Below are 12,891 nucleotides of genomic sequence, written 5' to 3' on the forward strand. Positions count from 1 at the left end.
CTCCATAAAACTAAAAAATTTTATTCTTCTTCAAATTTATTGTTAAAAATAGTTTCGATTGCCTCGCTGGCTTCCTTTTCATCAGGCCCATCGCAGGTAAGAGTGAGCTCTGTGCCGTAGGCGGCAGCCATAGTTATAATTCCTATTACGGACTTGGCATTGATTTTTGCATCTTCCTTGCATAAAAAAATCTCCGAAGAAAAATTATTCGATTTTTGTGCAATAAGAGCTGCCGGGCGGGCATGTATTCCTGCCCGATTTTGAACCTTAATAGTTTTTGAAATCATAATTTAATCCTTTTAATATGTATCGTCATCAGTGTAGTAGGGTGCCCTTGCCGAATCTGTTTCGATCCATCTAAGAACATTTCTGCTGAATTCTCTTGCAGAAAAATACCCCATACTCTTTAGTCTTTCATTTTTAGCTGCCGTTTCTAAAATAATCGGCACATTCCTTCCGGGTTTAACCGGTATTTCCAATAGAGGAATTTTAACATCAAGAATTTCCGTTGTAAGTTCCTCAGTTCCCAATCTATCATAAACCTTTTCGGCATCCCATTCTTCAAGCTTTGCAACCAGCTGAATCTGCTTTACTTCTCGTATAGCTCCTATACCGTAAAGCTGGCGTATATTTATTATGCCTAAGCCCCTTATTTCCATGTGATGGCCTATAATCTTATTGGCTCCCCGTCCTACAAGGGTGTTTCCGTTTATGCAGGAGATTTCGACCACATCGTCGGCTACGAGGCGGTGTCCTCTTTCGATGAGTTCAAGAGCCGTTTCGCTTTTTCCGACTCCTGAGCTGCCCATTATGAGAATGCCTAGGCCGAAAACTTCAACCAAGACTCCATGTAAAGAAATTCTAGGGGCAAAGGTATTCGATAGGATTCGTAAGAGGCGTAAGGCCAGTTCATTTGAAGAAAGAGTTGAAGTCAAAATAGGGCAATTATGCTTATCGCTTATTTCTAAAAATTCCTTTGGAGGTTTTAAATCGTTTGAAAATAAACAGCATGGAATCTTAAAAGAAAACATTTTTTCGATTGTGGACAGGTCTTTTTTTTCCGTAAGGGTGGCAAGATAGGCGTATTCTCCTCGTCCGAAAAGCTGAACTCTTTCATTTGCAAATGAATCGAAAAAGCCTGAAAGGGCAAGCCCCGGACGGTTGATATTGGGTTCCAGAATCTTATTGGAAAGCCCCATTCTTCCCGATACACAGGTTAATTCAAGGGAGTCATGTTTTTTAAGGTCTAATTCCAAAAGATTGAGCACCGAAAAGCTTATGTTAGCCATGTTTTTAATATACACATTTAAGGCTGTTTTGTAAACAGACTTTGCCTGATTTTCGGTTGTTTTCATAATTTAAAATTTATGAGTTTAAAATAAAAAAGGGAGCCCTTTTAGAGCTCCCCCAAAATTAAAAATTTAAATTAAGCTTACTTCTTTTCTTGAACCTTGTCCTTTTCTTTTTTGACTTTTTGGTCGGCTATATCCATCATTTTATTGACGCCGGCCTCAAACTCATAGTTTTCGGTTGAAACATGGGCCGTGCCCCCCCACCTAAAGTTAATTGTTGTGTCGTAGATAAACTTTTTATCCAGTTTGATAAAGCACTGAATATCGGTAATAAGATTATCCGCATATTCGATTCTTTTAAACTTTTGATCCAGATATTTTTTCTGATCCTCGTCCATCGTAAATTTTACTGCTTGAATATTAATGTTCATAATTTCCTCCACACAATTTCATTGTACTTATAGGATACTACACTTTTGCTTAAAAGTCGAGCTTAAAATACGGATAAATAGTAAAAAAATGAAATTGAGCGGAAAACGGGTTTTACTAAAAAACTAGAGGCCTCTCGGGGCCTTTGCAGGGTCGATGGGCTTATTTTTATCATAGACCATAAAGTAAAGCCTTGCTTTGCCTGTGAGCAATTCTACTCCCAGCTCTCCCAGCTTTTGGCCTACTGCTATAGTATCTCCCTTCTTTACGGCGATTTTTTCCATTCCGCCGTAAACATAGATGTGTTTTGTCTTAGATTGAACAAATACGACCTGACCGAAGCCTCGGTGAGGGCCTGTGGATACGACTTTCCCTGAGCTTACAGCCTTTACGGCCTGTCCTTTTACCGAATCTATAACTACTCCTGTAATTTTACCTGAAAGATAGGCAACCTTTGAGGCCGGAACGGGCCAAAGGAGCTTGGAATCGGCTTGCTTTGTAGAAGTGCTCGGCTTTACGGCCTGAGTTTCCTTATCGGAGCCTGCCTTTGTAATTGAGGTTTTTTCTTGCTTGCCGTCTTGAGGTACTTTGCTCTCCTGCTCTTGGGCCGTGCCTTGGGATTTTCCTTGAGGGATTTTTAAAATTTGGCCTATTTTTAAGGGCGTTTTTTCGTTAAGTCCGTTTAGTTTAAGGATATCGGAAAATTTGACGCCGAATTTTTTTGCCAAGGCATAAAGGGTATCTCCTTTTTGTATCACATGGGTGATCTCCTCCGAACCGGTCTTGGCATTAGTTTTTTTATCGTTTTTTGCAGAACTTTCTACCGAAATTATGAGTTTTTGCCCTATCTTTATCTTTGAAGGATCGCTTAAGTTGTTTTTTTTGAGAATAGAATCTATAGGCGTATTATATTTTTTGCTGATAGAATAAAGAGTGTCTCCTTTTTCGATTATATGCACGATATCTTCTGCAAAGCAGAAAAATGAGAACAAAATAAAAAATACAGGCCTTAAGATGTTTTTTTTATACATTAAGCCTCTGTTGGAGGGGTAAACATATCAACCATAAAAGCTAAATCTTCCGGAGAGAATTCAAGGTTCTTTTCCTGTACCCTTTCTTTATTTGTAGTATTGAGTTTTTGCAATAGGCTAAAAACTATATATGTTAAGATAACGTTTCCTGCCTTTGGATGAGCATTTATATATGCCGTAAATTGTTCTTTAGATATAAGCAGGATTGTCGAAGGATCTAAGGCGTTTACGGTGGCCGTTGCAGGCTGATCTTTAAATAGGGAAGTTTCACCGAAACTTGCATTGTTTTGTAAAATACCTATTTTCACATCTCCCCATTTTCCGCTTTTTACTATTTCAAGTTTTCCGCTCAATAATACAAAAAAGCCATTGTTTTCGGTACCTTCGGTAATAATGCTTTCTCCTCGTTCATAAGAAAGAATTTCAGAAAAATCTATTATCTGCATTAAATCCGAATCTTCAATGCACGAAAAAATAGCGGTTTGTTTTACTTCTTGAAAAAAAATGTCTCTATCCATTTCTACCTTGTTCATGTCTACTCCCAATTATCGGTATGCATTAAAAAATACATCCGTGCTTAAATTATTTATCTTTGTTCCTACAGGATAAGCTCCCAGTATATTTTTACGGCCTTCTTCCAAATGTTTGGAGGTAATTCCGTATTTAATTGAGCTTTCAGCCTCAACAAAGGCTGCTATCTGATCGGCAACCCTTACCAAGCGTCCATCAGTAGCCTTAAATTCCTTATCGGCATATTTTTGCGATAACTCTTCAAAGCTTACAATTTTTACCTGTTTGTTTACAATAACCCTGTTTTCAAATTCATCGGATATATAATACATAACCTCATCTATAAAAGATTCGTCCATCAATGGTAAAAGCTCGTCCTTTACTATGCGATCTTCGATTTCTTTTACGACAGCGGGCAAGTGATCCGTTGCCTGTTTTACAGGTGAAATGATATCCCTTGTAACCGCTTCAGGAAGATCATGAAATAGGGCCGAAAAAAAGTTGTTATATCTTCTTTCATTATTAATGTCTAAATCGTAGCACATTAAAAGGGTTAGGGCTGCAACATAAAAGGAGTGGCCCAGCACTGTTGTTGGAGGAACTCTCGGCGTCTGGTTCCAGCGGATCTGAAACCTCAATTTTTCTATTTCGGTTATAAGTTTATGAGGATTTTGGTTTGCAAGGAGAAGTTGAATGCCTGTTAAATCCATAAACTCGCAGATTTCTTCCTTTAAAAAGCCGTCAATTTCGGTTAAACGGAAAGCTTCGTTTACCGGTTTAAGCATTTCAAATTCTCTTATTGTGGAATATTTATGAGCGGCCCGTGAAACCTTCCATGTTATATCGTCTTTATCGGGTTCTTCAAAAAGGTAAGAATGAAATTTAGCCTTAAATTCTCCGTCGGGAAAAATATCATTATATTTTTCGAATATCCATTCGTTAATTTTTTTGTATTCTTCAGGGTATTCTTTTCGGATTCTTCTTTGAACAGGTGCCTTTATATCGCAAAGGGCTATTTTTCTTAAAATATCGAAAACGGAACCGTCGATTATCCTATCCCAATCGATTTTTTTACCTTTTTTTTCTTCGTATTTTCCGATTATATAGGCTAAAAAGGTCTTTTCGGCTGTTTTATCCATTTCGACTATTTCAAAGGGCCGGATAAGATCGTTCCAGCGCTGGATTGAGAAAGCCTCAAATAATTTTAAAACGGTTTTTGTCGTAAAAATCATTTTTTAGGTTTATCCTTTTGCTTTAGATCTTTTTCCATCTTATCTTTCCAGATTTCGATTTTGCGTTTGATTTCTTCAACTTCCCTGTGCTCATTTAAAACCATGTGCACCCTTCTTAAGCCTTCCAAAAAAAGGATTGCAGTGCGGAAGTCGCTTATATTGTTTGTAACAATTTCGTATTTTTCGCGGTATTTGTCGGCAGCTTTGGTAAAAAGTTTTTTTACAAGCCTAAGATGATATATTACGGTATCATAATCCTCCGCATGAGGGTTTAAGCCCGTTTGGCTTATTTCTTTTAGATCCATTATGTTTTTTGCAACTACTGCAAAACGGGCTTCTATGTCGATAAAGGACCAACGCCATTTGGTATTTTCCCCGTATGCATCTATTACCAAGTTTATTACCAGGCCCAGTTTTCGTATAAGATAGTATCTTTGTTTTTCGGTAATCTTGGAAATTTGTGCAACACCTTCTTCATATTCGGAAAAAGGAGCATCTATAAGGTCGGTTACAATTTCTTCAAGATAGATTATGGGCTTATACAGGGTTTTTCGTGCTTCATTGAGAATGTTTTCGTTTTTTCCGCCGAGGAGGGCTACCGATAGCCTGAATTTGGCCAGATAAAGGGTTGCCAAGTAAATCATCTCATCGGCAAGTACCAGCCTTTTATAAGCGGCACCGAATGTGTCTTTTTTTATAAGCGAAAGAATATTTTCTTCATGTTTTAAAACTTGGTTTATTACCTGATCATATTCATAAACCCGTTTTGTATAAAGTTCTCTGTTTCCGCTTTTTTCCCCGTCCACAATAATCTCCTCTATCGGACATATTTTAACAGAAGCTCTTCAGCATGTCTGAGAGAAGCCTCACTTAATTCGTCTCCGGCCAGCATTCTTGCTATTTCTTCAAGCCTCGCCTTGCCTGAAACAGCTGCTGCCGAGGTTTTGGTAGTTTGCCCTATCGTATTTTTTTCTATCTTAATATGATTATCGGCATGAGATGCGATTACCGCAAGGTGGGTAATACAAAGAATTTGCTTTTTTTTCGACAGCTTTTTCATATGTGAAGCTACATTTACAGCAACTTCTCCGCCGATGCCGGTATCGATTTCATCAAATATTAAGGTGTCCGCTTCATCTCCTTCCGCAAGTACCGTTTTTAAGGCAAGCATAACGCGAGAAAGCTCTCCCCCCGATGCAATCTTTGCAAGAGGCCTTAAAGGTTCACCGGCATTGGGGCTTATCATAAATTCGATATCGTCAAAACCGTAAGGATTTGCCGAAAGCCTGTTTCCCTCAGGGAGTCTAGTGTCCACCCGCACTTGGAATTTTGTTTTGGGCATTCCTAAATTGGAAAGAACTTCTTCAACATCCTTTTGGAGTTTTGAAGATGCCTCTTTGCGTTTTTCGGATAGGATTCTTCCCAGTTTTAAGAGCTTTGACTGCAAAATTCCTATTTTCTGTTCAAGCTCCGATTTTCCGGCTTCCCGTTTGGAAAGACTTTCAAGCTGCTCTTCAGCATTTTGAGCATAGTTTAAGACATCGTGTATCGTTGCCCCGTATTTTTTTGTCAACTTATATATTAAAGAAAGCCTTTCTTGTACTTGTTCCACCCTTTCAGGATTAAAGATCAGCTTTGAAAGATAGGAATCTATAGAAGAACTTATATCGTCCAATTCGTAGTAGCCGGTTTCAAGCCTTTTTGAAAGGTCTTCAAGTCCTTCATCACAATTTTTGGCAGTTTCAAGGTTATGCATTGCTTTTTTTGTAAGACTGATTATTCCCGATTCATCGGAAAAAAGCTGAGATGCCGTGTTTAAGGCTTCGAAAAGTTTTTCAAATTGGTTTAATCTTTTTTCTTCAGCTTCCAGTTCTTCTTTTTCGTCTTCTTTTAATTTTGCTTTTGTTATTTCATCGATGGCAAACTGCAAAAGCTCTTGTTTTTCGGCAAGTTCTTTTTCGGAAAGGTTTAAGTTTTCAAGCTCTGTTCTTTTTTCGGCAAGTTCGGCATAAAGAGAGGTAAACATTTTCACTTCGTTGTTTATGCCTGCAAAGCTGTCCAAAAAACGGCGGTGTTCTGCAATTCTAAAAAGAGACTGATGATCGTGTTGGCCGTGGATATCCACCAAAAGAGAGGTGAAGTCTTCAAGTTCGTTCCTTGTTACCGGTGTGCTTTGTATCCAAGCATTGGATCGGCCGTTTTGTTTTAAATTGCGGCGGATAAGAATACGGCTGTTTTCGGGCTCAATTCCGTGCTCTGCAAGCCATTTTAAGGCCTCGCTGTGTTCATTCCCGATAAAAAAACTTCCCGATACGGCTGCCTCATCGGTACCTGAACGGATTAAATCTGTTGTGGTTTTTCCTCCGAGGAGGAACGTTAAGGAGCCGATTAATATCGACTTACCGGCTCCCGTTTCACCGCTTAAAACATTTAAGCCGTTTTCGAATTCTACAAAGAGACTGTCTATTAGAGCTATGTTTTTTACCGATATATTTTCAAGCATTTACTTTCCTTAAATTTCAACATTTTCAAGTATAGACCAAAATGCAGCAAATTTCAAGTAGGCGTAATTAAAGTACAGATGTCAAAGTGAGAATGCTTAAAATTGGGCGTCGGGATGTTCTTTATGGATGTATTCCGCCCAGTCGTGATCGGCTCCGGCTATATGTTCAACAAGCCACCTGCCCAAAAAATCGTAAAATTGAAGTCCCGTTTCGATATTTCCGGAGGCTAAAGGCACAATCGCTTCTCTTATTTTTTTTATAAAAGATTTATGTATTTCTGCATGTTCTTTTAAATCGGGATAACCATACTCTTTCATTACTTTTTCTTCTTCTTCAAAGTGATAATATGTATAGTCGGATAAATTTTTCAGTATTTTACCGATTTTTAGTTTGTATTCTTCTTGAGGCAAGTCGAACAAATCTTTAAATTGCCCCATGATGGTTAAAAGTTTTTTATGATGTAAATCTATTGTATTATACCCTACGCTTAATGAGTCTTCCCACTCAAAACCTTTAATTTCACTCATAAGACTATTTTAACTTATTATCAAAAAAAGTCAAGGGAAGGAGCGGGGTTAGATATCCTATTGCAGTTTGACATTTGATCTTAGATGTTCGACATTTCTAAAATTTCTTTTTTAAATTTTACTATTTATTCAATTTAGAACCCTATAATTATATGAAGGCAGGAAAAGAGATAATGGCTGACAAGGAGGCGGTATGACACAACTATTTAAAATAACACTCCGCAACGACTATGCTTTTAAAAGAGTCTTTGGAGTTGAAGAAAACAAAGATGTTCTTCAGGATTTGCTGGAATGTATTTTAGACATTCCGCCTGAAAGAATCGCAGGCTTGGAGCTTCTGGATAAGGAGTTTCATAAAGATTCGATAAGCGATAAAACCGGAGTTTTAGACGTAAAATTACTCCTAAAGAACAACACAATTATCGACATCGAAATTCAAAACAGGTGGAACAGCGAGTTTGTTCAGCGTACCATCTTTTACTGGGCTAAAATGTACACTGAAAACTTAAAAGCAGGCGAAGTGTATACAAAACTGCCTAAATGTATTACAATAAACATAGTGGGTGAAGGCTTTGATTTAAACAATCTTTTACATAGCGAGTATAATGTGGTAGAAAAGCACCTAAACGAAAGGCTTTCCGATGAGCTTGAAATCCACTTTTTAAACTTAGCCAAAGTTAAAGACGATGAAAACATTGAGCAGGATGAGAAGAAAAAGAAACTTTACAACTGGCTGAGATTTATCGAAACCAATGATAGGGAGGTACGTAATATGCTGGCACAAGAATCACCTATAATGGCAAAAGCCAATGCAACAATAAACATAATGGAAATGAGCCCAAAAGAGAAGTGGCTCTATGAAAACCGTATGAAATATGAACATGACAAGGCTTCTTGGAAACATGTTGGTTATCAAGAAGGAGTTTTGCAGGGAGAAATAAAGGGCAGACAAGAAGGCTTCTTCGATGGTGCCTACCAAAAAGCTCTTGAAACAGCGGTTGCATTTAAGAGAATGGGTATTGATATCGAAAAAATAGCTGAAGGAACGGGGCTTAGTAAAGAAGAGGTGGAAAAACTATAAATTCAGCCAACCGAGCCTGTGGCTGCTTGTTAAAGACTTTTTAATCAAAATCATCTTATCTTGCATTGTTTTAGTTGCATTTTCGCTTAAGTGGACAACAACCTCATAGGAGGTCTTTCCTCTTGGTGATCCTATTTAATTGTTTTACTTCGACAAATCGGGATTTATCTAATAGACTTTTTCAAACACTTCGCATAACATAGGAGCTTGTTCATAAAAATTTTTGCCAACCGATTTATATTCTTCACAAAAAAAGCTGTCATGAACCTCTCTCCAATATTGATAGCTCCTATCCCCTTCGCCTTCATGCCATGCATGTTCCGGTGTAATTAAGTTATAAGGCATGATATACACTACCTTTGTTTGCGTAATACATACCGGCTCTTCTGAACCATTGAGAATAATATTATACTCTCCCACCTGCGGTATATCCTCTCCAATTTCATATAGTTCAAATGCTGAGGTCGTAGCTGTCTTGATGTTACAATTCACTAATTTTGCCAATTCATCAGCCATCTCTTTTGTATTGCCGAAACTCCAAGCTTCATATTTTGTATCTTTCGGCAATTTCTTTTCATTACAAAATTTAATCCAAAACTCTTTTATTTTATCACTCATTCAAATAATCTCCTCAACTTCAAATTTGTAAATTTTTCTCTAATCCATTATATCATTTTTCCCACATTCTGTCATTTCATCAAGTTTCGGTACCTTTTTTTCTCGATCTTGAAAAAAAACGATTAATATGCTAAAATACCGCACAATGTTTGACCGATTAGAACCATTATTGCCTAAAATTAACTTATTTTTAAAAAATGTTGGGGAAGCCTTTACTCTTGAAGATCTTAAAAATTTTATCGGTCTAAAAAATTTTGATGATTCTACTTTGGGTATTTTTTTAATTTCCTTGTCGCTCGCGTATTTTTTTCCTGATCCCGATTCGGATGACGGGGTATGGATTAGCAAGCACGGATTTTTTACCGGCAAAAAATTTTGTGTACAAATTTCGGATACGGAAAATGAAATGAAAATTTTTATCCCCGGCTCGCGGTTTTTACCCTTTTTGCCGGCAGATAAATATGCTCATGAGGCAAAACTTTTTTATGAGGGAAAAGAAATCCCTAAACGCAGGGTATATTTGAGCTTTGATAGAATTTTTTCCTTTTATTTTTTATATACCGAAAGCGATCTTTCCAATATTTTATGCGAAGACTATGAAGAAAATGTAGAGACCTTTTCCCGTTTACATGATAGTTTTAATCCCGAAGCGCGTTTTGCCGTAACTGCTTGGGATTTTTCGGCCGTTTTTGATGAATGTAATTTCGATTATCCTATGCGTTTTTTTGTGCATATCAAGGATTGGGCAAATGCGGAATTTGAAATCTTAAAAGAAAGCCATGAGCTTTTAGAAGATGATATTTCGAATTGGTTTAGTCTCTTTGAAACGGCCGTCCGCTCTTCCTTAAAGATATTACCTATGGACTCGACAACTCAAGAGATTCTTTCCTTTGCTTTCTTTTTGGCTGAAGATGCTCTTTTTAATGAAAATGCAGCGCCGATGGAATTGTTTTTTGAACGTAAGGATGTATTCGGTGTTATGCCTTACGGCATCGAGGAAAAATTTGGGGTTTTAGATGAACCGATAGCCTGTCCCGACAGCTGGTTTTATTATCCTTATAACGAAAGTAAAGAGGACAATTTTTTTAATTCTATAAACAGGCCTGTTACGGAGGCCGTTATAGATTGCTTTGTTTTGGATTTTTTATCTTCACATTATGTGGCCCGCTTTGATGATGAGGTAAAAGGACTTTTTATAAAAGAATCTTTAGACTTCTTTATTCCGGAGTTTATAAATAACTATAAAACCGTATCTTCAAAGTGTAAAACTTATTTGGAGATGCATTACGATTATTGGGTTAACCTATATAATCCATTTAAGGACGATGGTTCAAAAGATTTACGCGCAGACTTGGTAGACTTTTATAAAAATCTTGTTTTATTTTTTAATGAGCTTGATGAGCGTAAATTAAAAACATCGGATTTTGATGGTCAATCAGCCTTAATGATTTATCAAATTTTTGACAAGATTTTTCAGTGGAGCGAATTCATTTCTTCTATGTCTCCGGAAGATTCTAATTTTATTGAAGTAATGTCTATGTCTCTTGAAAATCTGTCTTATGTATATACTGATGTGAAGGTCGAAATCAGAAATAAAATATCGGCTCTCACCTAAAAATAATCTTGGAGGTTTTTTATGAAAAACGAACTGGAAGCTATTGCTCTTTCAATCAGAAGTCTTTCGATGGACGCAATCGAAAAAGCCAACTCAGGGCATCCCGGGCTCCCTTTGGGAGCTGCCGAATTGGGTGCTGCCCTGTATGCTAAAATCTTAAAACACAATCCTAAAAATCCGGATTGGAAAGACAGGGACCGCTTTGTGCTTTCTGCAGGCCACGGTTCGATGCTTTTGTATTCAGCCTTACATATTTCAGGCTACGATGTTTCCATCGAAGATATAAAAAGTTTTAGGCAGCTTGGCTCCAAATGTCCGGGGCATCCCGAATACGGCGACACTCCCGGTGTTGAAACCACCACAGGGCCCTTGGGTCAAGGAATTTCTACAGCCGTAGGTATGGCTATTGCCGAAAAAATGCTTGCCGCCCGCTTTAACACAGCCGAGCATAAAATAGTAGACCATTATACTTATGCCCTTGTAGGGGAGGGCTGTTTGATGGAGGGCGTTTCCTCCGAAAGCTCCAGTTTGGCAGGCCACTTAAAATTAGGAAAGCTCATCGTTTATTATGATGAAAATAAGATTACAATTGACGGTTCGACCGACTTAACATTTACCGAAAACATCGAAGAAAGGTACAAGGCCTACGGCTGGCAGGTATTGCGCGGCTCTATGTACTCCTTTGAAGATATTGAACGCCTGACTCTTGAAGCCAAAAAAGATGAAAGGCCGACCCTTATAATATTAAAGTCCGTTATAGGGCAGGGGGCTCCGACGGTTGCAGGCAAAAACAAGGCACACGGCGCTCCCTTAGGAAAAGACGGCATTGCCGAAGCCAAGAAAAATCTTTTACTCGAAGGAAAAGGCGATTTTTATGTTGCAGAAGAGGCTTATGCTTTCTTTAAAAAGAGAAATGAAGAGCTTGCTTTTGCCGAAGCCGAATGGAATAAAACCTTTGAAGTCTGGTCAAAGGCCAATCCCGAAAAAAGAAAAGAATGGGATTTTTCCTTTGCCCAAGGCGGAGCTGATGAAGCCCTTGTAAAATCGGTAAAGCTCCCCGAATTCAAAAAAGATGAAAGCATTGCAACCCGTGCCGCTTCAAAAAAAGCCTTAAACGAGTTTGCAAAAGTTCTTCCCAACCTTGTAGGCGGTTCTGCCGACTTGGAAGGCCCCAATGCCGTAGGCTTGGACGGAATTTCAGCCTTTTCTCATCAAAATCCTTCGGGAAGATATATTTATTTCGGTATCAGGGAATTTGCAATGGGGACAATCACAAACGGCATTCAGCTTCACGGAGGTTTTAGGGCATTTTGTGCGACCTTCTTGGTCTTTGCCGATTATTTACGCCCGGCACTCCGCCTTGCTGCCCTGATGAAGCTTCCTTCAATCTATGTATTTACCCATGATTCAATCTTTGTAGGGGAGGACGGCCCAACCCATCAGCCCATAGAACTTTTAGCCTCATTGCGGGCTATTCCGAATGTGCTTGTTTTACGCCCTGCCGATGCGGAGGAAACAGGGGAAGCATGGAAGCAGGCTCTCTTACACAAGGACGGCCCCGTATGCTTAATCTTGAGCCGCCAAAATTTACCTGTCTTGGAAAAGAGCGATCTTTTTTGGAGGGAATCGATTAAAAACGGTGCATACATTGTAAAGGATGTAGAGGCTTCGGCCTGCGGCTGTACGGTAGGCAAGCCTGAGAGAATTCCTGATGTAACTGTCTTGGCTACGGGTTCCGAGGTAAGTATGGCAGTAAAGGCTGCAAGTCTTGTAAAGGATAAAAAGGTCAGAGTTGTTTCCGTTATGTCGAAAGAAAGGTTTGAAAACTCGCCTAAGGATTTTAAACATGGAGTTTTAGGCGGATGTAAAAAGCATATCCGTGTTATTACCGCAGAGGCCGGAGTCGCCCAAGGCTGGGAAGGCTGGACAGGCTGCAAGTGTGATAATTTTTCGATTGAGCGCTTCGGCACCTCAGCCCCCGGAGCCAAGGTCGCAGAACACCTAGGCTTTACGTCAGAAAACTTGGCAAAGCTGATAGAGAAAAATTAATAA

General features: G+C 38.7%; 14 protein-coding genes. 3 read left to right on the forward strand and 11 right to left on the reverse strand.

Annotated elements, in window-relative coordinates; genetic code table 11:
• Positions 1-20 precede the first annotated feature (20 nt).
• The 9 genes from HGJ18_RS03115 to HGJ18_RS03155 form a co-directional block, all read right to left on the reverse strand.
• The gene (locus tag HGJ18_RS03115; protein WP_002668605.1) at positions 21-287 is read right to left on the reverse strand and encodes an HPr family phosphocarrier protein; all 267 of its coding nucleotides are present in this window, start codon (positions 285-287) and stop codon (positions 21-23) included.
• Positions 288-299: 12 nt separating this feature from the next.
• Positions 300-1,355, reverse strand: coding sequence for an HPr(Ser) kinase/phosphatase (hprK, locus tag HGJ18_RS03120; protein WP_002668606.1), 1,056 nt, complete (start codon positions 1,353-1,355; stop codon positions 300-302).
• Positions 1,356-1,432: 77 nt separating this feature from the next.
• Positions 1,433-1,723, reverse strand: coding sequence for an HPF/RaiA family ribosome-associated protein (locus tag HGJ18_RS03125; protein ID WP_002671537.1), 291 nt, complete (start codon positions 1,721-1,723; stop codon positions 1,433-1,435).
• A 123-nt stretch (positions 1,724-1,846) separates the two neighbouring features.
• Positions 1,847-2,752: a M23 family metallopeptidase gene (locus HGJ18_RS03130; protein ID WP_253697626.1), complete on the reverse strand. Its 906-nt coding sequence runs from the start codon at positions 2,750-2,752 to the stop codon at positions 1,847-1,849.
• Positions 2,752-3,285: a cyclic nucleotide-binding domain-containing protein gene (locus tag HGJ18_RS03135; RefSeq protein ID WP_253697627.1), complete on the reverse strand. Its 534-nt coding sequence runs from the start codon at positions 3,283-3,285 to the stop codon at positions 2,752-2,754. Before HGJ18_RS03135 ends, HGJ18_RS03130 begins: the two co-directional genes overlap by 1 nt.
• A 12-nt stretch (positions 3,286-3,297) precedes the next feature.
• A complete protein-coding gene (locus tag HGJ18_RS03140; protein WP_253697628.1) occupies positions 3,298-4,494 on the reverse strand; it encodes an HD domain-containing protein in 1,197 nt (398 codons plus the stop codon).
• Positions 4,491-5,300 (reverse strand): TP0443 family flagellar-associated protein, encoded by an 810-nt coding sequence (locus HGJ18_RS03145; protein ID WP_253697629.1) that lies wholly within the window; start codon positions 5,298-5,300, stop codon positions 4,491-4,493. Before HGJ18_RS03145 ends, HGJ18_RS03140 begins: the two co-directional genes overlap by 4 nt.
• Before the next feature lie 11 nt (positions 5,301-5,311).
• Entirely contained in the window at positions 5,312-6,997 is a 1,686-nt protein-coding gene (gene recN, locus HGJ18_RS03150) for a DNA repair protein RecN (protein ID WP_253697630.1), read from the reverse strand.
• Positions 6,998-7,093: 96 nt separating this feature from the next.
• Positions 7,094-7,525 carry a bacteriohemerythrin gene (locus tag HGJ18_RS03155; protein WP_253697631.1) on the reverse strand — a complete coding sequence of 144 codons (432 nt, stop codon included), beginning with the start codon at positions 7,523-7,525 and terminating at the stop codon, positions 7,094-7,096.
• 193 nt (positions 7,526-7,718) lie between these two features.
• Here HGJ18_RS03155 and HGJ18_RS03160 point away from each other — a divergent pair, with 193 nt between their 5' ends.
• Positions 7,719-8,606, forward strand: a complete 888-nt coding sequence (locus tag HGJ18_RS03160; RefSeq protein ID WP_253697632.1) for an Rpn family recombination-promoting nuclease/putative transposase — start codon at positions 7,719-7,721, stop codon at positions 8,604-8,606.
• On the opposite strand, the gene HGJ18_RS12835 is transcribed toward HGJ18_RS03160, so the two are convergent.
• Entirely contained in the window at positions 8,601-8,741 is a 141-nt protein-coding gene (locus HGJ18_RS12835; protein WP_366793573.1) for a transposon-encoded TnpW family protein, read from the reverse strand. The genes HGJ18_RS03160 and HGJ18_RS12835 overlap by 6 nt on opposite strands.
• 33 nt (positions 8,742-8,774) lie before the next feature.
• Complete coding sequence (locus HGJ18_RS03165) at positions 8,775-9,224, reverse strand: ASCH domain-containing protein (protein WP_253697633.1); 450 nt, start codon at positions 9,222-9,224, stop codon at positions 8,775-8,777.
• Between the two features lie 127 nt (positions 9,225-9,351).
• On the opposite strand from HGJ18_RS03165, the gene HGJ18_RS03170 reads away from it, so the two are divergent.
• The gene (locus HGJ18_RS03170) at positions 9,352-10,839 is read left to right on the forward strand and encodes a hypothetical protein (RefSeq protein WP_366793370.1); all 1,488 of its coding nucleotides are present in this window, start codon (positions 9,352-9,354) and stop codon (positions 10,837-10,839) included.
• Positions 10,840-10,860: 21 nt separating this feature from the next.
• Complete coding sequence (gene tkt, locus HGJ18_RS03175; RefSeq protein ID WP_253697635.1) at positions 10,861-12,888, forward strand: transketolase; 2,028 nt, start codon at positions 10,861-10,863, stop codon at positions 12,886-12,888.
• Positions 12,889-12,891: the final 3 nt, after the last annotated feature.

The sequence above is a fragment of the Treponema denticola genome, assembly GCF_024181405.1.
GTDB classification, from domain to species: Bacteria; Spirochaetota; Spirochaetia; order Treponematales; family Treponemataceae; genus Treponema_B; species Treponema_B denticola_D.